The sequence below is a fragment of the Microbacterium sp. Root53 genome (assembly GCF_001426925.1).
Classification (GTDB): Bacteria; Actinomycetota; Actinomycetes; order Actinomycetales; family Microbacteriaceae; genus Microbacterium.
This window is the reverse complement of the sequence record NZ_LMFR01000001.1, coordinates 191,195-214,595: the sequence shown is the minus strand read 5'-3', so window position 1 is coordinate 214,595 and position 23,401 is coordinate 191,195. Positions and strand designations below refer to the sequence as shown.

Here is a 23,401-nt window from a genome sequence, read left to right as displayed (position 1 = left end):
ATGAGAATCGTTCTCGGCGCGAAGCGCCGAGGCGAGGGTGCGCCTCAGGAGGAGAGCGCCTGTTCGAGGGCGTCGACGTTGGCGGTCATCCACTCGATGTAGGTCTGGTCGTCGGCGAGCAGCTCGCTGAGCTCGACCACCGGCACGCCTGCGGCCTCGGCCGTCTCGATCACCCGGTCGGTCTCGGCACCGCCGGTCTGCGCGTTCGCGAGGACGACCGCGACCTCTCCCGACTCGACCACCCGCGTCGCCTCGAGCAGCGTGGCGGGGGCGACGTCCTGCCCCTCCTCGACCGACTCGGCGAAGCCCTCGGGCGTGACGTCCGCGAGGCCGGCCGCGGCCGCGAGGTAGCCGCCGATGGGCTCGGTCAGGAACACGCCCTCGCCCTCGTGCGTCGCGGAGAGCGACTCGAGCCGCGCCTCGAGCGCCTCGAGGTCGGCGATCAGCGCGTCGCGGTTCGCGGCGAGCGCCTCGGCGTCGACGAGGTCAGGCAGCTCGTGCTCGATCTCCTCGGCCAGGCCCTCGACCAGGTCGACCATCGTGTGCGGGTGGTACCAGACGTGCTCGTTGAAGCCCTCGATGTGGGCGTGCTCCGCGTGCTCGTCCTCCGCGTGCTCCGCGTGCTCCTCCTCGGTCTCGCCGGCGTGCTCGTCCTCGGCGTGCGCCTCCTCCTCGCTCTCGGCGCCGGGGTAGTCGTGCGAGAACGAGACGGCCTCGATCACGACGGCGTCGCCGCCGAGGAGGTCGTCCATGAACGGGTCGTAGCCGCCGCCGTTCTCGATCACGAGGGTGGCGCCCTGCACCGTCAGCCGATCGCGGGCGCTCGCCTCGTACGAGTGCGGATCCTGCGTCGCGTCGTCGATGACGGCCGTCACCTCGGCCGCGTCGCCCACGAGCGCCTGCGCGATCGACGCGTACACGTTGGTGGACGCGACGATCGGGGCGGACTCCGCGCCCTCGCCCGACGTTGACGCGCAGCCGGCGAGCACGACGCCGGAGGCGGCGAGGAAGGTCAGAGGAAGGGCACGGCGAAGCAGCATGCCCTCCACCCTACGCGTAATGAGAATCGTTCTCAAACCGGCCGCGGGGATCAGCCCGTTTCGACTCCGGCGCTGGCGCGCCTCCGCTCAACGACCACGGATGAGGACGGGCAGCAAGTCCTGCCCCCACCGTCGTGCGAGCGTCCCCGTGCGCTTCTCCGTCCGTCGCATTCGCGACGGACGGAGCCTCGGCGCCGGGGGCCCAGCGAGCGTGCCGCGGAGCGGCCCCCGCAGCGCGAAGCGCTGCCGAACGGCAGCGAAGCGACGTTCCTCGCTCGCGAGTGTCCGGCGCCGAGCGTCGGCGCGAGCGCGCGACCCGCTTCTAATCAAGAAGCAGCGCGGGCTCCTCCAGCACGGCGGCGACGTCGGCGACGAAGCGGCTGATGGCGTCGCCGTCGACCACGCGGTGGTCGAACGAGCCCGAGACGGTCGTGACCCAGCGGGGGCGGACCTCGCCGTCGACGACCCACGGCTTCTGCCGGATCGCGCCCATCGCGATGATCGCGGACTCGCCGGGGTTGATGATCGGGGTGCCCGCGTCCATCCCGAACACGCCGATGTTCGTGATCGTGATGGTGCCGCCCTGCTGGTCCGCCGGGGTGGTCTTGCCGTCGCGGGCCGTGACCGTGAGCTTCTCGAGCGCCTTCGCGAGGTCGCGCATGCTCAGGTCCTGCGCGTCCTTGATGTTCGGGACGAGCAGGCCGCGCGGCGTGGCGGCCGCGATGCCGAGGTTGACGTAGTGGCGCACCAGGATCTTCGCGCCGTCCTCGCCGTCGACCCACGCCGAGTTGATCATCGGGGTGCGGCGCGCAGCCCACAGCACCGCGCGCGCGACGATCAGCAGGGGCGACACCTTCACGTCGGCGAAGTCCGGCGACGCCTTGAGCCGCTTCACGAGCTCCATCGTCCGGGTGGCGTCGACGTCGGTCCACACCGACACGTGCGGCGCGGAGTACGCCGAGCCGACCATCGCGCTCGCGGTCGCCTTGCGGACGCCCTTGACCGGGATCGCCTCGACGCGGGCGTCATCGGCGACCGGCGCGGCGGCCGGCGCCTGGACCGGGATCTCCTTCTCGCGCACCGCGGGCCACTCGGGCGTCGAGATGTTGCGGAACACGCTCGCCTGCTGCGCGTGCTTGAGCACGTCCTCGCGGGTGACCTCGCCCGCCGGGCCCGACCCGGCGACCTCGCCGAGCGCGACGCCGAGGTCTCGCGCGAGCTTGCGGATCGGGGGCTTGGCGATCACGCCGACCGACGACGCCACGGGCTTCTCGGGCTTCTTGCGCCGCCGGGTCTTCGCCTCGCCGCCGGTGCCGTAGCCGACCAGCACGGAGCCGCCGCCGGCCTCGGGCTGCTGACCGGGGCCGGTCGGCTCGTGCGCGTCGCGCGCCGCGGCCGGCGTCTCGTCGGCGGGGACCACGGTGATGATGGGCGCGCCGACCTCGACCGTGTCGCCCTCGGCGACCAGGAGCTCGCCCACCGTGCCCGCGAACGGGGACGGCAGCTCGACGAGCGACTTGGCGGTCTCGATCTCGGCGATCACGTCGTCGACCGCGACCGTGTCGCCCGGGGCGACGTGCCACGAGACGATCTCGGCCTCGGTCAGGCCCTCGCCGACGTCGGGGAGATGGAAGGTCTGCATCGTCAGGTCCTCAGATCAGCTGGGTCGTGGAGGGACGGGGTCATCCGTCGGGTGCGGCGCTCTCAGTATGCGAGCGCCCGGTCGACGGCTTCCAGCACGCGGTCGGCGTCGGGAAGGTAGACGCCCTCGAGCTTCGCGGGCGGGAAGGGGGTGTCGAAGCCGGAGACGCGCAGCACCGGCGCCTCCAGGGAGTAGAACGCGCGCTCGGCGATCGTGGCGGCGATCTCGCTGCCGACGCTCGCGCTGCCCGGCGCCTCCTGCACGACCACGGCGCGGCCCGTGGAGCGCACCGAGTCGAGGACGGGGCCGTAGTCGATGGGCGACAGCGAGCGCAGGTCGACGACCTCGCAGCTGGTGCCCTCGGCCTCGGCGAGCGCGGCGGCCTGGAGCAGCGTGGTCACCATGGCGCCGTGGCCGACGAGGGTCACGTCGGTGCCCTTGCGGACGACGCGGCTCGCGTGCAGCGGCAGCGCGCGCGCCGACGTGTCGACCTCGCCCTTCTGCCAGTACTTCGACTTGGGCTCCAGGAAGATCACCGGGTCGGTCGAGGAGATCGCGTCCTGGATCATCCAGTACGCGTCGTTCGGCGTCGAGGGGCTGACGACGCGCAGGCCCGGCGTGTGGGCGAAGTACGCCTCGGGGCTCTCCTGGTGGTGCTCGACCGCGCCGATGTGCCCGCCGTACGGGATCCGGATGACCACGGGCAGCGACAGCGCGCCCTCGTGACGGTAGGTCAGCTTCGCCAGCTGCGTGGTGATCTGGTCGAACGCCGGGAACACGAAGCCGTCGAACTGGATCTCGACGACCGGGCGGAAGCCGTTCATCGCGAGTCCGATCGCGGTGCCGACGATGCCCGACTCGGCCAGCGGGGTGTCGATCACGCGGCGCTCGCCGAACTCCGCCTGGAGCCCCTCGGTCACGCGGAAGACGCCGCCGAGGCGGCCGATGTCCTCGCCCATCAGCAGCACGCGGTCGCTGCCCGCGAGCGCGGCGCGCAGGCCGGCGTTCAGGGCCTTGCTGAGGGTCATGGTCTGCAGGTTCTCGGGAGCCATGCTCACGCGCCCTCCTCGAACGAGGCCTCGTAGTCGGCCAGCCAGCGGCGCTGCTCGTCGATCAGCGGGTGCGGCTCGGAGTACACGTGCGAGAAGATCGCGTCGCGGCCCGGCGCCTCGAGCTGGGTCGTGCGCGTGCGGGCGTCCGCGGCGAACGCGGCGGCCTCGTCGTCGACGCCCTGGAAGAACGCCTCGGACGCCCCCCGGCCCTCCAGGTACGTGCGCATGCGCGTGATCGGATCGCGCTCGGCCCAGGAGCGCTCCTCGTCGCTGGTGCGGTACTTGGTGGGGTCGTCGCTCGTCGTGTGGGCGCCCATCCGGTACGTCACAGCCTCGATCGCGCGGGGACCGCGCCCCGCACGCGCGTCGTCCAGCGCGAGCTTCGACACGGCGTAGCTCGCGAGCACGTCGTTGCCGTCGATCCGGATGCTCTCCATCCCGTACCCGCGGGCCCGGTCGGCGAGCGGCACGCGGGACTGCGTCGCGACCGGCACCGAGATCGCCCAGTGGTTGTTCTGCAGGAAGAAGACCTGCGGCGTCTGGTAGCTCACGGCGAACACCATGGCCTCGTGCACGTCGCCCTGGCTCGAGGCGCCGTCGCCGTAGTAGACGATGACGGCCTCGTCCCGCTCGGGGTCGCCCGACGCGTGGCGGCCGTCGAACGCGATGCCCATCGCGTAGCCCGTGGCGTGCAGCGTCTGCGAGCCCAGCACGAGCGTGTACAGGTGCGTGTTGCCGTTCTTGGGGTCCGTCGGGTCCCAGCCGCCGTGGCTCACGCCGCGCATCAGCTTGATGATGTCGACGGGGTCCACGCCGCGGATGGTCGCCACGACGTGCTCGCGGTACGAGGGGAACACGTGGTCCTGCGCGCGGGCGGCCCGCGCGGATCCGACCTGCGCCGCCTCCTGCCCGTGCGACGGCGGCCACAGCGCGAGCTGCCCCTGCCGCTGCAGCAGCGTGGCCTGGCGGTCGAACGCCCGGATCACCGCCATGTCGCGGTAGAGCTGCTCGAGCTCGTCGTCGCCGAGGGCGTCCACGATCGGCAGGTACCGCTCCGCCGATGCGGACGACGCGATGCGCCCGTCCGCGTCGAGGATGCGGACGGTCGGGTCGGTCTCAGCCTCTGTCAGAGGGACGTCTGCCGAAGTCACCGTTCCACGCTATCCGCGGGTCCACCCGAACCCGACGGAACACTCGGGACAACGGATCGGGCGATCCCTAGGACCTTCTCCACAGACTCATGCTCCCCGATCGATATGCGCACGCCCTCGGGGAAGGGGCGGACGATGATCCCGGCGGCGTCGAACGCGCCCGCGACGGCCTGCGAGTCGTCCGACGGCAGCCAGACGAAGTTGCCCTGCGCGTCGGGCACGGGCCAGCCCATCTCCCGAAGCCCGGCGGCGAGGCGGTCGCGACGGGCGACGAGCTCGTCGACCCGCGCGTCGATCTCCGCCTGGTGCGCGAGGCTCGCCACGGCGGCGGCGACCGACTGGGCCGTGACCGACAGCGGCGTGACGGTGCTGCGGGCCGCGTCGAGCACCCGCGGGTGGCCGATCGCGTAGCCCACGCGCAGCGCCGCCAGGCCGTAGGCCTTGGAGAACGTGCGCAGCACCACGACGTTGGGGTGCGCCTCGAACACGCGCTCCCCCAGGCCGTCCACGGCGTCGGGATCGCGCACGAACTCGGCGTACGCCTCGTCGAGCAGGATGAGCACGTCGCCCGGGACCTTCTCGACGAACGCCGCGAACTCGGCGCTCGTGATGATCGGCCCGGTCGGGTTGTTGGGGGTGCACAGCAGCACCACGCGCGTCCGCTCCGTGACGGCGGCGGCCATGGCGTCGAGGTCGTGCCGGCCGTCGGGCAGGTTCGGCACCTGAACGCCGGACGCGCCGGCGATCAGCACGAGGCCGGGGTACGCCTCGAACGAGCGCCACGAGTAGACGACCTCGTCGCCCACCGTCGCGGCGGCCTGGATGAACGCCTGCAGCAGGGCCACGCTTCCGGCGCCGATCAGGACGCCGTCGGGCTCCACGCCGTACCTCTCCCCGAGGGCCTCGCGCAGCCTCGCGGCCGTCGCGTCGGGGTAGCGGTTGAACTCGGTCGCCGCGCGCGTCGCCTCCAGCACGGCGGGCAGCGGGTCGAAGGGGTTCTCGTTGCTCGAGAGCTTGAACCCGTTCGGGTCGGCCGGTCGCCCCTGCCTGTACGGGGGCAGCGCGGCGATCTCGGGGCGGATGCGCGGAAGGACCGGCTCATCGGGGGTCATGCGGGCAGTCTATTTCTCCGCCGTCCCGAGGATGCCGTGGCGCCGGCCGGGTGCCACACTGGGGCCATGCGCTTCCTGGTCCGCGTGCTCGTGAACGCCTTCGCCATCTGGGTGGTGACGCTCATCCCCGTCCTGCAGGTGACGGTGACCCCGTTCGCCCCGGGCGGCGACCTGCAGCTCGTCCTCACGCTGCTGGCGGTGGCCGCGATCTTCGCGATCGTCAACAGCGTCATCGGAACCGTGATCCGGATCGTGGCCTTCCCGCTCTACATCCTGACCCTCGGGTTGATCTCGCTCGTCGTGAACGGCTTCCTGCTGTGGCTGACCGCGGTCATCACGGGCTCGTTCGGATGGGGCCTCGAGGTGGGCCACTTCTGGTGGGGCGTGGTCGCGGCGTTCCTGATCACGGTCATCAACTGGCTGTTCGGGATCGTCCTGCGCCCGCAGAAGAAGGACGACTGAGGCCGGAGACCCGTCAGCGCGGGTCGCCGGCGCGCTCGGCCGCGTACTCCACCGACTCGACGCGCTCGGCCTCGGCCAGCGCGGCGAAGCGGTCGGACGCGGCGGCCAGCCGCGGGTCGGCGGAGGCATCCACCTGTTCGGCCATCCGCTCGTACGACTCGCGGCTGTGCGCGTCCATGCCGAGGCTCCACAGCTCGGGTCCCGGGTCGTGGGTGTCGTGCACGACCACGCTGCCGGGAGCTCCGCCCGCGATCGGCGCCCCGCCGTGCGTGAGCCCCGTCCCGACCGGATCGTCGCGGTTGCGGAGCGTCACGCTCAGCGTGTCGGGCGGCGCGACGACGCTGACCGGGGACCCGTACGTCACGAGCGTCGCGACCCGGTACTCGCGCTGGAGCGCGAGCTGCGAGGCGATCATGCCGCCCTGCGAGTGCCCGAACGCGTGCACGGTCGCTCCGGGCTTCGCGCCGGCATCCCGCAGCGCGGCCCGCACGGCCTCGTATGACGCGGCGGGCATCCCGAAATACGCCCCGAGGTTCGATCCGGTGTCGAGCGCCTCGCTGCCGCCGCGCGCCAGGGTCCGCGTGCCCGAGACGTAGACGGCGTACTCGGCGGGCCGGTCCGCGAACGTGTACTTCTCGACCCGGATGAGCGCATGGGCCGTGTCGGGGATGCGCCGGAGCCCGTCGGCGACGCCCGTGGCGGGCCGGTCGACGCGCGTGCCGTACCCGGCGACCCGCACCGCGTCGGCCCGCCCGACCAGGCGCGCATCCGGTCCCACGACGCCCCTGCCGAATCCGCGCACCAGGTCGAGGGCTGCGGCACCCAGCAGGGTCGCGACGAACCCCGGGATGCCGTCCATGCCGAGCGACGACTGGGCCAGCAGCTCCTTCGCCCAGTCCTGCTCCCACTCGCGGGTCACCCGGTCGGCCTCGGCGAGCGCGCCGGGGCTGCGGGCCTCGGCCGCGAGGATCCGCTCCTCCCAGGCCCGCACGGCCTGGATCCGCTCGCGCCCGCGGGACGTCTCGAACGACATCCGCGTCCTCGCCTCGACGATCTCGTAGACGTCGGCCATGCGGCGCAGCTCGCCCGCGATCGCCCGCGCGCCGTCCGCCGCGGTCGCCGCGTCCCGCGCGATCGACTCGACCGACCCCTGGTCCAGCGGGAACGGCGTGGCGTGCACGGCGGCCCAGGCCCGCTCCCGGGCTCCGTCGAAGTGCGAGGCGGCGACGTCGAAGCGCGCGGCGGCGTCGCGCAGCGACCGCGTGTCGACCGCGACGACCGATCCCGACCCGATGTCCAGCGGCATCACCCCTCCTGCCCGGCCCCGCTCGCGTGGACCATGCCCTCCCAGCGCAGCCCGGCCGACGCTGTCGTGCAGCGCTCGGCGAGCGCGACCGCGCGGCGCCGGTGCTCCTCGGCCGCCACCTGGAACCGCCCCGCCGCGTCGGACTCCCACGCGGTCGCGTCACGTCCCGCGGCGAGCGCCGCCGCCCCGGCCTCGACCTCGGCCCGGGCCGCCGCGAGGTGCTCGCACGCACGGGCGGCCAGGTCGTAGCCGGGGATGTGCGCCATGCCCCCACCGTGCCGCGTCGCGAGCCTGCCGCGAGGGCGCCCGCGGCCCGAGCGGCACAAGCCCGGACGGACGGCCGCTGTGGACGGACGATGGCACTCACGCGCGGTCCGTCGGAGCGGCAGAATGGTCGGCATGCCCGGTCAGGACCCCTTCCGCGTCGTGTTCGTGTGCACGGGGAACATCTGCCGGTCGCCCATGGCGGAGGTGGTCTTCCGCGACCTCGCCGAGCGCGCCGGCCTGGCCGACCGTGTGCTCTCCACCAGCGCGGGCACCGGCGACTGGCACGTCGGCGAGCGGGCCGACGGCCGCACGCTCGCCGCGCTCAGCCGGCGCGGCTATGACGGCTCGACCCACCGGGCGCGGCAGTTCAGCGTCGAGGCGTTCCACGACAACGACCTCGTGGTCGCGCTCGATCGCAGCCACGAGCGCATCCTGCGGCAGTGGGCGCACGACCCCGGGCATCGCGACCGCATCTTGCTGCTGCTGTCGTTCGATCCGTCCGCCCCGGGCCCGGATGTGCCGGACCCCTATTACGCGGACGACGGGATGTTCGACCACGTGCTCGGTATGATCGAGAGCGCCAGCCGGGCGCTGTTTCGCCAGCTCGAACCCGCGATCCGTCCGCCTCGAACCGGAGGACTCTCCTGACCGTTCTGCCAGCCCAGCCCCTGAGCCCCCTCGACGGCCGTTACAAGGCCGCCGTCTCGCCCCTGGGCGAGTACCTGTCGGAGGCGGGCCTGAACCGGGCCCGCGTCGAGGTCGAGGTCGAGTGGCTCATCACGCTCACCAACCACTCGCTGTTCGGCACCACCCCGCTGTCGCAGGACGAGAAGTACCAGCTGCGCGCGCTGTATCTGGCGTTCGGCCAGGCCGAGATCGACTGGCTCTCCGAGCGCGAGGCGATCACGCGCCACGACGTCAAGGCCGTCGAGTACCTGGTGCGCGATCGCCTGAGCCGGCTCGGGCTGGACCGGATCGCTGAGCTCACGCACTTCGGCTGCACGAGCGAGGACGTCAACTCGCTCGCGTACGCGCTGATCGTCAAGCGCGCGGTCGCCGACGTGTGGCTGCCCGCCTACAAGGCGGTCATCCAGAAGCTCCGCGAGCTGGCGCTCGAGCACGCCGACGCCCCGATGCTGTCGCGCACGCACGGCCAGCCGGCGACGCCCACGACGATGGGCAAGGAGCTCGGCGTGTTCGTGTGGCGCCTCGAGCGCGTGCTCGCCCAGATCGAGTCCGGCGAATACCTCGGCAAGTTCAGCGGAGCGACCGGCACCTGGTCGGCGCACCTCGCCGCGGCCCCGCAGGTCGCCTGGCCGAACGTGGCGCGCGAGTTCGTGGAGTCGCTCGGCCTCACGTTCAACCCGCTCACGACGCAGATCGAGTCGCACGACTGGCAGGTGGAGCTGTACGACCGCGTGCGCCACGCGGGCGGCATCCTGCACAACCTGGCGACCGACATCTGGACGTACATCTCGCTCGGCTACTTCGCGCAGATCCCCGTCGCGGGTGCGACCGGGTCGTCGACCATGCCGCACAAGATCAACCCGATCCGGTTCGAGAACGCCGAGGCGAACCTCGAGCTGGCGTCGGCCCTGTTCTCGTCGCTCGCGCAGACGCTCGTCACCTCGCGCCTGCAGCGCGACCTCACCGACTCGACCACGCAGCGCAACATCGGCGTCGCGTTCGGGCACTCGCTGCTCGCGCTCGACAACCTCACGCGCGGGCTGGGCGAGATCTCGCTGTCGCGCGACGTGCTGCTGGCCGACCTCGACGCGAACTGGGAGGTGCTGGGCGAGGCGATCCAGACCGTGGTGCGCGCGGAGGTCACGGCCGGCCGCTCGACCATCCGGGACCCGTACGCGCTGCTCAAGGAGCTGACCCGCGGCCGCCGCGTCGGGGCCGAGGACCTCGCCGAGTTCGTGCGCGGCCTGGAGATCGGCGACGAGGCCAAGCAGCGCCTGCTCGAGCTGACGCCCGCCACCTACAGCGGCCTGGCCGAGCAGCTCACGCGCTCCAAGCTCTGATCCGGGCGGTCACCCCGAGCCAGCCTGACGCGGCGCAAGGAAGAGTGCGCGGCACAAGGAGGATCATCCTGATCCCGGCCTTGTGTCGCGCACTTCTCCTTGTGTGGAGTCGGCGGATGACCCCGGGTCAGTCCTCTTCGCTGTCGTTCTGGTTGCGGAGCGCCTCGTCGTCCAGGAGCGCGAGGTCGGCGCGCGTGACGAGCTGCGACGTGACCGCGTACTCGACCAGCCGCGCGCGGCGGTTCGTGGCCAGGCGGCCGGGACCGCCGCGCAGGCCCTGGACGCCCATCCGGTCGAGCTTGTCGCAGACGTTGTCGAGCTTGCGGTTGAACTTGCTCATGGTCCAGCCGAGGCGCTGGGCGGCGGCGCTGGAGGACGGCAGCTCGCTCATGCTGACGCCCTCGCGGCGCAGCATGGGCTCGGCAAGGGCGACGATCAGCAGCTTCTGCAGGGGCGTGAAGCTGACGGGCATGACCGTGGTCTCGCCGCTCATGGACGCCTCGATCTGGCTGGAGACGGCGTACTGCGCCTCCTCCGTGTAGAGCGTGAGCTCGTACGTCGTGGGGCCGGCGGTGAAGACGACGACGCTCTGCGCGAAGACGATCGGCATGCGCGCGCCGGGCGACAGCCACGACTGGACGGCGCCGCCCGCGCTCGAGATGGTCGCGGCCAGCCGCGAGCCGACGTTCGCGAGCCACCACAGGCCGTCGTGGTACTGCAGCTCCAGGAACTGGCGATGCAGGTACTGGTTGTCGTCGATCTCGAGGTCGCCCTCGCGGCCGATCACGAACGGACGGCCGATCGGCACCTCGTGCCACTCGCCCGCGAACTCGACGCGCAGCGGGGCGATGCGCCCCGGCATGGTGTTCACCTCGACCTCGTCGAACGGTCCCGTCGATGCGCTCAGATCCGTCAAGATGCGACCCCCTCGCCTGACATATTGCCACCGGACGGCGGCGAAATGCGGACGACGGTCCGCGATGCGCGCGTTCAGACCGCCCGGAAGCACCCTACCCCGCGGGGACGAGGGCATTCCTGCCGCCCCTTCCCCGGGGGCGCCGGCGGGCGTCAGTCGAAGGCGGGGCGCAGCTCCTCGCGGATCGCATCGATGTTCGCGGGGCTCACCTTCCACCGCTCGGTGTCCGTGTCCTCGAAGGTCACGCCGTACCGGCCGGTGGTGCTGTCGAACTGCACGAGCAGCTTGATCGGCAGGGCGTCGTCCGGCCCGAAGTACCCGGCGAGGTACCGCTCCACCTCCGGACGCACCGCGCGAGGGCTCACGGTCACGGCCGAGATCGTCCCGTCGGGCGAGTACGCGTAGCCGTAGGCCTGGAAGAACCGGCCCTCGTTCAGCCCGAGCACCAGCGAGAACGACTCCCAGTCGTCCGCGGCGTCCTCGAGGTTCTCGATGAGCGCCCGGATCAGCGCGACGCTGGCGTCCTCGGTGAGCTGTTCGTCGGTCATGGAGCTCCTCACAGTCTCGGCATGTCGGCGGTCTTCACACGATCGAACACCGCTCCGGCGACATTGTCGAACTCAGGCCGGTTGCGGTAGACGACCTCACCGGTCGTCGGGTTCGTGACGGAGTACTTGACCGAGAACGAATCGGGCCGCACGGCACCCGGCGGGAAGACGTCGATCGAGTAGTCGACCTGGTATCCCCGGTTCACCCAGGCGGCCCACTCGTTCTCCATGGTCTTCCAGGCGCCGATGTTGAGGTTGCCGGCCTGGGGCGCGATGCCCTCGTCGGGCGTATCGCCGAAGAACCGGTGCGCGCCGAGGTGTCCGCCGTGATCGCCCTTGTCGCCCAGGCGGCCGATCTCGGTCGCATTGTCCCGGCGGGTGGACGAGCCGAAATCCTTCTTGACGGTGCCGGTCTCGGAGATGGGGCGGCCCGTGTCGCGGTCCCAGATCGTGGTCTTGCGGTTGGGCCCGTTTCCGAGATCGGTGCGCGTGCGCCTCTGCGGCGTGTCGGGCTTGTCGGTGAACTTGTCCTGCTTGCGCGTGCGGCGCACGAAGTCGTCCAGCTGGTCCGCGTGGTTCTTCGCCAGCTGCGGCAGCTTCACGTCCGCATGCCGCGCACCCCGCACCGCCGCCTCCGACAGGCTCTCGAAGATCGGCTTGAACTTCCCCACCTCAATCACCCCCGAAGTTCAACGCCTGGAAATCCGAGAAGAACCGCGACGTCACCGTCTGAATATCCGCCCCATGCATCTTCATATCCGCCTGCGCCTGCTCCAACGCCGCCAGATCCGCCGAGAACTCATCCGAATCCCCGCCCTGAGCCTCCACCATCGGCGCATCCAGAATCGCGTCCACCACCGCCGGCAGCTGCTCCCCCAACGGCTCGATCACCATCGGCGCCAGCTGATTCAACAGCTGCTCCACCACCACATCCACCGCCGCATTCAACAGCTTCTTCTTGATGATCAGCATCGCCCCCGCACCCGCCGCCGTGAACGGATTCGTCAGCATCGCCACCAACGCGATCATCGTCGTGGTCACATCCGCGATCACCTTGATCTTCAACGCGAAGATCGCATCCGCACCCACATCCATCGCCGACGCCGCCGGCGGCATCAGATCCACCAGCTTCTGCAGATTCTGCGAACGATTCGCATTCCACGCCGCCACATACGCCGGACCCGCCTGACCCACCATCGCCCCGGCCAGATCACCATTCACCTTGCGATCCACCGCCTGGATCGCCGACTCCAGATCCGCCCCATACGCCCGCAGCAGATCCGCACCCCGGCGCACCTCGTCCTCATCGATGTCCGGCCACTCGAAGCCCAGCTTCTCCATGACCCACACCAACTCGTTCGGCAACATCATCCCCACGGCGCCACCTCCTGGGTCGACTGTACGAAGGGGGCGCCGAGCCGACCATGGGCACCGCATCCCCGGTGCGACCTGCCCATGTCGTGCCGCTCAGTCGCCCGGTCGGTCGATCTCGATGCTCACGAACCGCGAGTCCGGGATGGCCTTGACGGTCACGGTCGCGCCGTCGAGCGCGCCGGGCTCCAGGCCGAGCCGCTGCTCGAGCTCCACGCGGCTGAGCGCCCGCAGGTCGCCCGCCTGCGAGGCCGGCGCGAGGAACCTCATGTCACCCTTGGACGTCACGCCGTACTCGTCCGGGCTGCTCTGGCCGATCGCGTCCTCGTAGAGCTCCTCGCGGATCTGGCCGGGCACCTTCTTCGGCACGCCCTCGACCTCGTCCAGCACGTCGCCCGGCACGGCCTGGAGCTCCTTGGCCACGGACGTGCCGGCGTCTCGGAACGGGTCGTAGTCGTCGGACCGGTGGCGGGGCCGGTGGTCGAGCGACGCCAGGCCGCGCGCCACGTCCTCGCGGACGTCGTAGTCCTTGCTGTGCGACGTCGGCCCCTTGCGGTCGCCCCGGTGCTTCGCATCGCCGGCCGCACGCCGGTCGAGCCCGCGGATGGCGTCGGCGTCGGCGCGGTGCTTGCCCCCGCGCTTGCGGAACGCGCCGGCGAAGCCCTGCTTGAACTCGCGGCCGGCGCCGTCCACGGCGTCGACGATCTCGCGGATCACGACCTTCAGGCTGCTCATGTCAGGCTCCCGAGATCTGCAGGTTGGCGAGGTCGGCGAGCAGCTGATCGGTCAGCAGCTCGACGTCGGCGGCGTGCGCGTCCATGTCGGCGGCCGCCTGGTCGAGGGCCTCGAGGTCGGCGTAGAACTCGTCGGCGTCGCCGACGGTCGCCTCGACGACCGGGGCGTCCAGCAGGGCCGCCACGAGCCCCGGGACCTTCTCGGCCAGGGGCTCGACCGCGAGCGGCAGCACCTCGTCGATCACCTTCTCGAGCGTCGCCTCCATGGCCATGTCGAAGAGCTTCTTGCGCGCGAGGATGAGGACGGCCGCGCCGCCCGCGCCGAAAGGGCCCGCCGCGAGGAGCGGGATCAGCTGCGCGAGCGTGATCGTGACGTCGGCGATCACCTTGATCTTGAGCGCCAGCACGATGTCGGCGGCGATGTCGATGCCGACCGCGGCCGGGCCCAGCACGTCCAGCAGCTTCTGGACGTTCTGCGACCGGTTCAGGTTCCAGCCGTTCACGTGCGCCGCTCCGGCCTGTCCGCGCATCGCCGCGGCGATGTCGCCGTTGATGCGGCGATCCGCGGCCTGGACGAGGGCCTCCATGTCGTCGCGGTACGCGCGCACCAGGTCCGCGGCGCGGCGGACCTCGTCCTCGTCGACGTCGGGCCACTCGAGCCCCATCTTGTCCATGATCCAGATCAGCTCGTCCGGCAGCATCATGCCCACGGCCCCACCTCCGCGGAGGACGTTACGGACTGCTCACGGTCGCGACCATGGGGAGCGCACCCCCGGGTGCCTCCTGCCCATGGAGGTCGGCCCGCCCGGGGTCCGTCACTCGTCCTCTGCGAGCAGCTCCCGCGCGCGAGCGCTCTGCCTCAGCTTGAGGAGCATGTACTCGAGCGCCTCGGACTCGTCGGTGAACGTGCGGAACGTGGCCGGCACGACCGTCGCCCGCTCGGTCGTGAGGTAGACCGCCCACTCGGATCCGCGCGGCTCGAAGACGACCGCGTCCTCGTCGATCGACTCCTCGTCCAGGAACAGGGCGTCGACGAGACCCTCGTCGGCGATGATCTTCTTCAGCTCTGCGCGATTCATCGCGGGTGCTCCCGTCGTGGTCATCGGATCTCCCGGATCATCCCGAGCTGCTGCAGCAGGTTCGGGGAGAGCGGCAGCAGGTCCTGCACGGCGCCACCGGGCTCCCCGAAGGCCGGGGCGGCCTCGCCGCGCTGCACGCTCGTCATGTCCGTGAGGCTGCCGCCGTACTTGGCGAGCAGCGCGTCGATCTTCTCACGCGTCGATTCGCTGGCGTTCTGGTACGCGTCGGGAAGCTCCGAGAGGTCGCGCGTCCACTCGTACTGGTGGTACGCGCTCGGGTTCTCCTCGTAGGGAAGCGATCGCGAGCCGTAGGAGAACGGTCCGTCGCCGGGAACCGGAGACACGTAGCGGCCGCCGGGACCGCCGTAGCGGTCGAACACGTCGCCTGCGCGGGGCGTGTGATCGTGCTTGATCGGGTCGCCGTTGCCGTCGAGCCGGAAACCCCCCTTCGGCGCCTGGCTCCAGTCGATCTTGCCGTCGGGCGTCAGATTGGAGGGCTTCGGCACCAGCTCGTCGCGCCGGGCGTGCAGCGGCAGGTACCCGCGGCCGCCGGTCACCCGGGGGCGGCCGTCCGCACGATGCGACGGCTCGTACCGGTCCTGGCCGCGCACCTTGCGCACGACGTCCTTCAGGTGATCGCTGTGGTTGTCGCCGAGCTGGTGGAGCCGGGCGTCCGCGTGACGGAAACCGCGGAGCACGGCCTCCTTGACCTCCCGGATGACGGGCTTGATGGACATCAGTCGTCACCCCCGAAGTCGAGCGCCGAGAACTCCGCGAAGAACGTCGACGTCACCTGCTGGATGTCCGCGCCGTGCATCTTCATGTCGCCCTGCGCCTGCTCCAGGGCTTCGAGGTCCGCGTAGAACTCATCCGAGTCACCCGCCTGTCCCTCCACCATCGGCGCGTCCAGGATCGCATCCACGAGCGCCGGCAGCTGCTCCGCCATCGGCTCCACGACGAGCGGAGCGAGCTGGTTTATCAGCTGCTCCACCACGATGTCCACGGCCGCATTGAGCAGCTTCTTCTTGATGATCAGCATCGGACCCGCGCCCGCCGCCGTGAACGGGTTGGTCAGCATCGCCACCAGGGCGATCATCGTCGTGGTCACATCCGCGATCACCTTGATCTTGAGCGCGAGGATCGCGTCCGCCGCGACGTCCATGCCCGAGGCGGCGGGGGACATCAGGTCGAGCAGCTTCTGCAGGTTCTGCGACCGGTTGGTGTTCCACGCGCTGACGTACGCCGGCCCGGCCTGGCCCCGCATCGCGCCCGCGAGGTCGCTGTTCACCTTGCGGTCGACCGCCTGGATCGCCGATTCCATGTCCGACGCGTAATTGCGCAGCAGAACGGCGCCCTTGCGCACCTCATCCTCATCGATGTCCGGCCACTCGAAGCCCAGCTTCTCCATGACCCACACCAACTCGTTCGGCAACATCATGCCCACGTGAAGACCTCCCCGCTCGAGGGTAGGCGGGGCGGCGCCGGCGTCACCATGGGGACAAAGACCCGCGGTCGCGCCGCGTCTACGGCGCCGGCGCCCACTGGACGGAGTCGTGGGTGAGGGGCGCGACCGGCCCGGATCGGCCGGCGACGCCGGTCACGTCGCGGTCTGCGATCGTGATCCGGGGGTTCGCGGCGAGCGGCAGGGCCACGGCGGCCCGCACGATGGTCGCCTCGATCGCCGCGCGCACGTCGCGCGCCTCGTACACGTCGGCGGTCCGCGCGAGCCGCGCGATCAGCTCGTCGCGCTCGGGGTCGGCGTGCCGCGTGATCGACGCCGCGCCCTCGGCGCCCCACTGCGCGGCGATCTCGGCCGGGGTCTGCGGGATGGGCACCCGCGCGATCGCGGCGTCCCAGTCGCGGTCGGCGAGCGCCGCGGCGTAGTCGTCACTGCCGCAGTCGGCGATGCCCCACCCCGCCTCGGCGCCCGCGTCGCGCAGCGCCGCGAACGCGCCGGAGGCGAACGCGCTGCGGCGGTCGTAGAGCACGCAGACCCGCGTGCCCGGAGCGACGCCGACGGCCTGACGCTCCTCCTCCGGCTGGCCCGCGGGCTCGCCGAGCGTCTGCGCGAAGCCGGAGTCCTCGTTCGCGATGTCGTACGCGCGGGATCCGGGCGCCGTCACCATCGAGGTCGAAGGCGGGTACACGGACGCCCACTCGCCCGCCCCGCGCTCCACGAGGTCGCCGCGGGGCACGCCGTGCAGGAACGCGGTGCGCACCGCGTGCTGCGTGAAGATGCCGCCGGGATTCAGCATCAGGGCCCAGACCGTGCCGTCGTGCTGGGCGTCCACGGCGAAGTCCGTCCGCTCCAGCTCGCGGATGGGAGCCCGGTTCTCCGAAGTGGGCGCCACCTGCACGACGTCCAGCTGCTCGCCGATCGCGGCGACCGGGTCGTCACCGGGGGGCACCAGGCGGACGCGGGCGAACTGCGGCGTGGGCGCTCCGCGATACGACTCGTTCGGCACGAGCACGACGCTCTGGCCCGCCTCGTCCTGCTCCACCTGCTGCACGCGGAACGGACCGCTCGACAGCAGCAGGTGCGGGGGCAGCTCGCCCGAGGGATCGAGCGCGAAGCCCTCGTTCCACACGTCGGCGAGCCGCTCGAGCGCGTCGGCGTCGCCGTCGCGGACCGCGGCGACGACCGCCTGCTTGGCCTCCATGTCGTCGTCGAGTCCGAACGCCAGCCGCCCCGCGACGTGCGCCGGCACCGACACCGCCAGGGCGTGCTGCCAGTCCACGACCGGCTCCTCGAACGTCACCTCGATCGCGCGGGCGAACTCGTCGACCGCGGGCGGTGCGGCCGAGCGACGCAGCCCGCTCGGCACCACGTCGAACCACGGCACGCCCGGCACCGGCCGGTAGACCCCCTCCGCATCGCGATGCGCCTCGGGGTCGAAGGACTCGGGGGCGAAGAAGCCGGACGCCGCCGCCCAGCCGAGCAGGAGGTCCGCCGCGTCGAGCGGGATGCCGTCGGACCAGGACGGCTCCGCGAGGTCGTACCGGACGGTGAACGGATCGTCGTCGACGATCGTGACGGAGCCGAAGCCCTCGTCCGGAACCAGCTCGCCGTCGATCAGGTCGCCGAAGCCGGCGCGCGTCAGTTCCGCGACGTCGAGGTCGCCGGGCGTCGCGTGCGCGACCGCCTGGGCGTTGACGCCGGTCAGCTCGCCGGTCCATCCGACGACGATCTCGGAGCCGGGGACGACGGTCGCGGGCTGGGCGGGTGCGCAGGCCGCGAGGCCGGCGGCGAGCGCCAGGGCGAGCGGCGCCGCGACGGCGCGGTGTGCCGTCATGGCTCCGCCGCTACGCGAGGTCGGCGCTGTCGTCGTTCTCGGCCATGGCGCGGTAGGGCTCGCTCTCCTCGCTCTCGAGCCACGCGCGCGCGTGCTCGATGAGCACGGCCGGCGACTCCTCGGCCTCCTGCGCCGTGGCGAACGGCCCGAGCACCTCGTCAGAGGGGCGCTCGTCCGCGCGCTCCACCAGCTGCGTCCGCAGGTTGTACCAGTAGTAGGTCTGTGCCCCGCTCATATCCCGATCCTATTCAGCCCCAAGAGGAGAGGCCGTGGCGCCGGTCGTCGCGACCGGCACCACGGCCTCCGGTGTCGTCCTCGGCTCAGGCGCCGCCGGCCATGCCCGCGTCGGTGTCGCGGATCTGGTCGGCCATCTTGTCGAGCGCGTCGGCCATGTCGTTCACGGCCTCCGACGCGTCGTCCAGGCTGCTCGTGAGCTCCTGGTAGGCGGTCTGGTAGGCGCCCGAGGCGTTCTCGGTCTTGAAGCCGTCCTCGACCAGCTCGTCGATGATGCCCTGCAGCTCCTTCAGCGTGTCGCCGATGCTGCTGCGGCCGTCGCGCAGCTTCGCGGCGGCGCCTTCCATCTCGCTATAGGTTGCACCGAAATCGTGTCCGGCCATGAATTCCTCCCAGCGGTTCTTCGTTCAGGCCCCCATGGCCTCCTGCGATGAGGCTAGCCAACCCGCAAGCCCTGGCCCACGGGGAGCCGTACCCAGGGCATCAGTCCCCATGCGCGGGCGCGACGGGGGCGCCTCCCGCGGCGCCGGCGGGGGCCGGATCCGCGGCGCGCCGCGCCCGTCGCGACTCGGCGGCCGCACCGGGGTCGGCGGGCTCCGAGGCGGGGCGCTGCGCGGGCGCGGGCGGCGTCGCGGGCCCATCCTCGGGCACGAAAGGCACCTGCATCGTGACGGCCTGGCCGGCCTGCACGAAGATCCCTCGCCCGGCCGGGAAGTCGCTGCGCTTGACCCGCCCGAACGGCATCTTGAAGATCGCGTCGCCGTCGTAGGTGTCGGGCTTGAGCACGATGCCCTGGCGGCCGACCTTCCACTCGCCGAGCACGCCGATGCTGCCGCTCGCGCGACTGATGTCGGCCTCGCCGACGAGCAGGTGGTCGCTGTCCGCGACGGCCTGCAGCAGCGCGCGCATGGGACGGTCCGCGGCGCCGTCGGCCAGGTGCGGGATGTCCTCGATCACGATCATGATCCGGTCGGTCGTGGACTCGTCCGCGACCAGCGCGGTCAGCTCGGTCGCGAGCTCCTTCTCCTCCTCGGGTCGCGTCGCGCTGCGGACCCACGGGCGGAAGTCCTTGAGCTGCGCGCGGCGGCTGCCGAAGTGGTACAGCTTCACGTCCGGATCGAAGCGCTCCATCGCCACCACCAGCGCCTTGAGCGTGTTCGTCTTGCCCGAGGCGGGGGGCCCCGCGACGACGAACGATCCGAGGGGCTCGAAGCCGCGGGCGCTGAGCGTGTCGTCGGCGATGCCGAACACCGGCAGCCCGTCGACCGTCGCGGGCACCTCGTCGGTGCGGACCTCGAGGGGCAGGGCGCCGATCTCGGGCAGGTCGCGCACGCCCTGCGCGCGCAGCCGGTCGCCCAGCTCCGTGAGGATCTTCGTCTGCTCCACCGCGTTGGGCGTGCCGCCGAGCACCGCGATCTGCGCCTCGTGCCCGTCGATGATCGCGCGGCCCGGCACGGACTGGTCGTCCAGGATGTCGCGGGGCGTGCCCAGCAGCATGTACTGGCTGGGCTCGGCCATGCGCAGCACCACGCGGCGCGAGATGTTCGCCGACACGGCGCTCGGCACGGCGTTGCCGCGGTCGGCCGTGATCACGGTGTGCACGCCGAGCGGACGGCCCTCGCCCAGGATGCGCAGGAACGTCCGGTAGAACGGTCCGCGCCCCGCCGCGACCTCCCAGTCCTTCTTGAAGTCGGGGTAGTTGTCGATCAGCAGGATGATGCGCGGCATCGAGGGGTCGACCAGGTCGCGGTACTCCTGCACGGTGGCGGCGCCGGCTGCCGAGAACGCGCTCGCGCGACGGTCCATCTCGCCGTCCAGGGTGCGGAACAGGCGCTGGATGCGGTCGACGTCGGCGCCGTCCAGCACCGAGCCGACGTGCGGCAGCTTCGTCAGCGACCCGAGGGCACCCGAGGCGAAGTCGAGGCAGTACACCTGCACCCGGCCGCGGTCCGGGCGCATGCCGGCCGCGGTGGCGATGGTCTTGAGCACGGTCGACTTGCCCGATCCGGACGTGCCGTACACGACGAGCGAGCCGTCGCGGTCCGGGACGAACGCCGCGGCCTCCTGCAGCTGCCGCTCGGGCACGTCCACCATCGCGATGGGGATGCGCCCGTCGCCCTCCACCTCGATGTCGCGCAGATCGACGACCGGGGCGAGGTCGTCGAGCCAGGGGCGGCGCGGGCGCGGCAGCGCCGCGACGTCGGCCGCGCGGATCACCGTGCTCACGATGCGCTTCTGGTCGTTCGGGCCGAGGTCGTGCTCGTGGGCGTCGGACTCGGCGGGGCGGTCGGGCTCCCACTCGGCGGTCGTGCCGAACCCGAGCTGGGCAACGCGCACCTCGACCGGCACGGTGTCGTCGGTGGACGTCCATCCGCCGGCGTAGGCGGACTGGAAGGGGACGAGGCGGCCGGGGCCGGTCTTCGCGATCGCGCGGCCGGGGATCGACGGCGGGAACGTCGCGGCGATCTCGTCGTCGACGACGTCGCGCGAGTCGGACTCGTCGGCCATGCGCAGCGCGATGCGGAGGTTGGTGTTGGCGCGCAGGTTGTCCTTGATCACGCCGGCCGGGCGCTGCGTCGCCATGATCAGGTGGATGCCGAGCGAGCGGCCGCGCTGGGCGATGTCGACCACGCCGTCCACGAACTCCGGCACCTCGCTCGCCAGGGCGGCGAACTCGTCGATCACGAGCACGAGCGCGGGCGGCGTCTCGGGGTCCTGCCGCTTCTCGAGCTCGAGGAGGTCCTTGGCCTTCTTGCGGTTGAACAGGTGCTCGCGGTGGTGCAGCTCGGCGCGCAGGCTGGTGAGCGCGCGCCGCACGAGGTGCGGGCTGAGGTCGGTGACGAGACCCACGCAGTGCGGCAGGTCGACGCAGTCGGCGAAGGCGGAGCCGCCCTTGTAGTCGACGAACAGGAACGTGACGCGGTCGGGGCTGTGCGCCGACGCCATGCCGAGCACCCAGGCCTGCAGGAACTCGGACTTGCCGGCGCCCGTGGTGCCGCCCACCAGGGCGTGCGGGCCCTGGGACCGCAGGTCGAGCGTCATGGCGTCGGTCGCGCCCTGGCCGATGATGGCGCGCAGCGACCCGGCCTTCTTCAGGCGAGGGCGCGGGCCTGGGGTGCGGTCGATGATCGTGTTGTTCTGCCGCCAGCGCTCGATGACGGCGTGCGGGTCCTCGGCGATCTCCTGGCCGACGAGCGGCAGGAACATCACGGAGTTGGGGATGTCGGACGCGTCGTGCACGACCGTGCTGGCGTCCACGACGGGCGCGAGCCGGCGCGCCAGCATCTGCATGTAGCCGTTCGACACGCCCTCGACGCGCACGTGCTCGAGCAGGTCGCCCGTGCGGACGAGGCCGACGCGGGCGTCGTCCAGCCCGCCCGTGACGTCGATGTAGCTGCGGCACACGGCGGGCAGCGACTCGACGGTCGGCGAGAGGAAGACCGCGTGCACGCCGTGGTCGGCGCCGCGCTCGAGCACGTCGGTCAGGCGCGCGCGGTCGACGGGGGCGTCGCTCGTGACGAACACGATGACCGAGACCCGCGGCCGCTGCGCGTGGTCGTTGGCGGCGCGCGCGACGTCCGTGCCGTAGACGAGCGGGTTCCAGTCCTCCTTGAACGGGCCGCGCGGCTCGGAGGATCCCCCACTCGCGCGCAGCACGTACTCCTCCAAGGCGCTGAGCAGGGCGGTGGAGGTGGGCGCCGAGTCGGCGAGCGCCTGGCTCTTGAAGGGGCTGGTCTCGCTCGTGGTGTGCGGCAGCCACTTGATCCAGTCGAGCTCCTCGATCCACGTGGTGTCGGCGAACGCGACCGTGACGACCTCGTTGGGCGCGTGCAGGCCGAACAGCTGGACGGCGATGCCCCGCATGGTGTCGGCGACGGGCGCGTGCGGGCCTGCGATGCCGATGGATCCGGCGGCGGGGAGCGTGTCGAACACGGGCACGTCGTCGACATCCGCGTAGCGCTCGCGCAGCCGCTCGACGCGCTCGATGTACTCGGGCAGCCCGTCGGGCTGCTCGAAGTCGCCGATCGTGTTGCGGGCGGGCAGGCGGCACGTGCCGAGGCGCAGCGCCAGGAAGTTCCAGTGCTCGGGGCGCCGCGTCCACAGCATGGGCCCGAGCCGCATGGCGTGCTCGAACACCTCGGCGACCGGCGGGGCCTCCTCGTTGCGGGCCTTCTCCTCCTCGGGCTTGCCGCGGAAGAGGTCCTCCTCGAGCTTCTCGAACTGCCGCTCGAACAGCAGGAACTCGTGGTTCGTCTGCTTCCTGCTCTGGACCGATTGGTTGATGATGTTGCCGAGCGCCATGAGCGGGGTCATGACGATCATCAGCAGGGCGCGCGGGTTGCCGTTCATCGAGTACAGCGCGATGCCCATGATGATCGGCGCGATCAGGATCGGCCACGGGAACAGGCGGCCGATCTTCTCGGTGGGCAGGCGCGGCGCCTTGAAGGCCGTGCCGGGGTAGCGCACCTCGACGCGCGGGCTGCGGTTGAACAGCAGCCCGCCGCCCCGCTCCAGCACCGGATCGCCGCCGGCCGTCCCGTCGAACGCGCGCGCCAGGTACAGGACGAGTGTCGTGGCCCCGATCACGAAGGGCTTGCCCGGCTCGATGCGCACCCGCTGCACCGAGACGCCGTCGACGATCACGCCGTTGGCCGAGTTGAGGTCCACCAGCTCGGCGTGCGCGCCGAGCTCGAGGCGGGCGTGGCGCTTGGACACCATGGGGTCGGCCAGCACGACGTCATTGCCCGCGTCGCGTCCGATGAAGACGTGCCCCGCGGCGACGCGGAACTCCTGACCGGCGAGCGGCCCGTCGGTCGCGCGCAGCACGCCCACGGCGTCGCGCTGCCCCTCGGGGAGGGACGGGATGTGGTGCGGACCGAGGTTGACGACGGACGCCGCGAAGCCGGATCCGATCGGCGCCTCGCCGATCGGCACGTCGGGCTGCAGCGGCTGGAGCGCCTCGCCCGTGGGCGGCGCCACGGCGAGCGTGAGCACGTCGGCCTCGGAGGCCGCGACCGTGCGCGCCGGGTCGGCCTCGGCGATGTAGCGGGCGACATCCCCCGCGGTGGCGGTCGAGTCCGTCGTCACGACGATGTCGACCGGCTCCACCCCCTGGCGGTGCAGCGTCAGCTTGAGCCTCATGCGTGATCCCCCGTGTATGTGCGCG

The 23,401-nt window shown here is 71.7% G+C and carries 23 protein-coding genes; 3 read left to right on the top strand and 20 right to left on the bottom strand.

Annotation, left to right across the window (positions count from 1 at the left end):
- Positions 1 to 44: 44 nt before the first annotated feature.
- The 5 genes from ASD19_RS01040 to ASD19_RS01020 form a co-directional block, all read right to left on the bottom strand.
- The gene (locus tag ASD19_RS01040; RefSeq protein WP_055987905.1) at positions 45 to 1,040 is read right to left on the bottom strand and encodes a metal ABC transporter solute-binding protein, Zn/Mn family; all 996 of its coding nucleotides are present in this window, start codon (positions 1,038 to 1,040) and stop codon (positions 45 to 47) included.
- A gap of 322 nt (positions 1,041 to 1,362) precedes the next feature.
- Positions 1,363 to 2,688, bottom strand: coding sequence for a dihydrolipoamide acetyltransferase family protein (locus ASD19_RS01035; RefSeq protein WP_055987902.1), 1,326 nt, complete (start codon positions 2,686 to 2,688; stop codon positions 1,363 to 1,365).
- Positions 2,689 to 2,744: 56 nt separating this feature from the next.
- Positions 2,745 to 3,734, bottom strand: a complete 990-nt coding sequence (locus tag ASD19_RS01030) for an alpha-ketoacid dehydrogenase subunit beta (protein WP_055987900.1) — start codon at positions 3,732 to 3,734, stop codon at positions 2,745 to 2,747.
- A 2-nt stretch (positions 3,735 to 3,736) separates the two neighbouring features.
- A complete protein-coding gene (locus ASD19_RS01025; RefSeq protein ID WP_230667622.1) occupies positions 3,737 to 4,885 on the bottom strand; it encodes a thiamine pyrophosphate-dependent dehydrogenase E1 component subunit alpha in 1,149 nt (382 codons plus the stop codon).
- Positions 4,882 to 5,997: a histidinol-phosphate transaminase gene (locus ASD19_RS01020; RefSeq protein WP_055987899.1), complete on the bottom strand. Its 1,116-nt coding sequence runs from the start codon at positions 5,995 to 5,997 to the stop codon at positions 4,882 to 4,884. Before ASD19_RS01020 ends, ASD19_RS01025 begins: the two co-directional genes overlap by 4 nt.
- A gap of 66 nt (positions 5,998 to 6,063) precedes the next feature.
- Between ASD19_RS01020 and ASD19_RS01015 the strand changes: the two genes are divergently transcribed.
- On the top strand, positions 6,064 to 6,459 hold the full coding sequence (locus tag ASD19_RS01015) for a phage holin family protein (RefSeq protein ID WP_055987897.1): 396 nt from the start codon (positions 6,064 to 6,066) through the stop codon (positions 6,457 to 6,459).
- 13 nt (positions 6,460 to 6,472) lie between these two features.
- Here the strand turns inward: ASD19_RS01015 and ASD19_RS01010 are convergent, their stop codons facing one another.
- Positions 6,473 to 7,765 carry an alpha/beta hydrolase gene (locus ASD19_RS01010; RefSeq protein ID WP_055987895.1) on the bottom strand — a complete coding sequence of 431 codons (1,293 nt, stop codon included), beginning with the start codon at positions 7,763 to 7,765 and terminating at the stop codon, positions 6,473 to 6,475.
- Positions 7,765 to 8,031: a hypothetical protein gene (locus ASD19_RS01005; protein WP_055987893.1), complete on the bottom strand. Its 267-nt coding sequence runs from the start codon at positions 8,029 to 8,031 to the stop codon at positions 7,765 to 7,767. Before ASD19_RS01005 ends, ASD19_RS01010 begins: the two co-directional genes overlap by 1 nt.
- Before the next feature lie 133 nt (positions 8,032 to 8,164).
- Here ASD19_RS01005 and ASD19_RS01000 point away from each other — a divergent pair, with 133 nt between their 5' ends.
- Both ASD19_RS01000 and purB read left to right on the top strand, forming a co-directional pair.
- Positions 8,165 to 8,680, top strand: coding sequence for a low molecular weight protein-tyrosine-phosphatase (locus tag ASD19_RS01000; RefSeq protein ID WP_055988209.1), 516 nt, complete (start codon positions 8,165 to 8,167; stop codon positions 8,678 to 8,680).
- The gene (gene purB, locus ASD19_RS00995; protein WP_055988207.1) at positions 8,677 to 10,059 is read left to right on the top strand and encodes an adenylosuccinate lyase; all 1,383 of its coding nucleotides are present in this window, start codon (positions 8,677 to 8,679) and stop codon (positions 10,057 to 10,059) included. Before ASD19_RS01000 ends, purB begins: the two co-directional genes overlap by 4 nt.
- 127 nt (positions 10,060 to 10,186) lie before the next feature.
- Here the strand turns inward: purB and ASD19_RS00990 are convergent, their stop codons facing one another.
- From ASD19_RS00990 to ASD19_RS00930, 13 genes are all read right to left on the bottom strand, one after another.
- Complete coding sequence (locus ASD19_RS00990) at positions 10,187 to 10,909, bottom strand: hypothetical protein (RefSeq protein ID WP_156377067.1); 723 nt, start codon at positions 10,907 to 10,909, stop codon at positions 10,187 to 10,189.
- A gap of 218 nt (positions 10,910 to 11,127) precedes the next feature.
- Positions 11,128 to 11,523: a hypothetical protein gene (locus ASD19_RS00985; protein ID WP_055987891.1), complete on the bottom strand. Its 396-nt coding sequence runs from the start codon at positions 11,521 to 11,523 to the stop codon at positions 11,128 to 11,130.
- 8 nt (positions 11,524 to 11,531) lie between these two features.
- Positions 11,532 to 12,203, bottom strand: a complete 672-nt coding sequence (locus tag ASD19_RS00980; protein ID WP_082542889.1) for a DNA/RNA non-specific endonuclease — start codon at positions 12,201 to 12,203, stop codon at positions 11,532 to 11,534.
- Entirely contained in the window at positions 12,196 to 12,894 is a 699-nt protein-coding gene (locus tag ASD19_RS00975; RefSeq protein ID WP_055988203.1) for a WXG100-like domain-containing protein, read from the bottom strand. The genes ASD19_RS00980 and ASD19_RS00975 overlap by 8 nt, the downstream gene beginning before the upstream one ends.
- A gap of 96 nt (positions 12,895 to 12,990) precedes the next feature.
- Complete coding sequence (locus ASD19_RS00970) at positions 12,991 to 13,629, bottom strand: hypothetical protein (RefSeq protein ID WP_055987886.1); 639 nt, start codon at positions 13,627 to 13,629, stop codon at positions 12,991 to 12,993.
- A gap of 1 nt (position 13,630) precedes the next feature.
- Entirely contained in the window at positions 13,631 to 14,332 is a 702-nt protein-coding gene (locus tag ASD19_RS00965) for a WXG100-like domain-containing protein (protein ID WP_055988201.1), read from the bottom strand.
- Positions 14,333 to 14,443: 111 nt separating this feature from the next.
- Positions 14,444 to 14,707 (bottom strand): hypothetical protein, encoded by a 264-nt coding sequence (locus ASD19_RS00960; protein WP_055987884.1) that lies wholly within the window; start codon positions 14,705 to 14,707, stop codon positions 14,444 to 14,446.
- Between the two features lie 20 nt (positions 14,708 to 14,727).
- A complete protein-coding gene (locus tag ASD19_RS00955) occupies positions 14,728 to 15,444 on the bottom strand; it encodes a TNT domain-containing protein (protein WP_055987882.1) in 717 nt (238 codons plus the stop codon).
- Positions 15,444 to 16,145 (bottom strand): WXG100-like domain-containing protein, encoded by a 702-nt coding sequence (locus tag ASD19_RS00950; protein WP_055988199.1) that lies wholly within the window; start codon positions 16,143 to 16,145, stop codon positions 15,444 to 15,446. Before ASD19_RS00950 ends, ASD19_RS00955 begins: the two co-directional genes overlap by 1 nt.
- Positions 16,146 to 16,230: 85 nt before the next feature.
- Positions 16,231 to 18,000 carry an ABC transporter substrate-binding protein gene (locus tag ASD19_RS00945; protein ID WP_055987880.1) on the bottom strand — a complete coding sequence of 590 codons (1,770 nt, stop codon included), beginning with the start codon at positions 17,998 to 18,000 and terminating at the stop codon, positions 16,231 to 16,233.
- Positions 18,001 to 18,010: 10 nt separating this feature from the next.
- Positions 18,011 to 18,235, bottom strand: a complete 225-nt coding sequence (locus ASD19_RS00940; protein WP_055987878.1) for a hypothetical protein — start codon at positions 18,233 to 18,235, stop codon at positions 18,011 to 18,013.
- 85 nt (positions 18,236 to 18,320) lie between these two features.
- Positions 18,321 to 18,617, bottom strand: coding sequence for a WXG100 family type VII secretion target (locus tag ASD19_RS00935; protein WP_230667624.1), 297 nt, complete (start codon positions 18,615 to 18,617; stop codon positions 18,321 to 18,323).
- 100 nt (positions 18,618 to 18,717) lie between these two features.
- On the bottom strand, positions 18,718 to 23,376 hold the full coding sequence (locus ASD19_RS00930) for an FtsK/SpoIIIE domain-containing protein (RefSeq protein WP_082542888.1): 4,659 nt from the start codon (positions 23,374 to 23,376) through the stop codon (positions 18,718 to 18,720).
- Between the last annotated feature and the right edge of the window lie 25 nt (positions 23,377 to 23,401).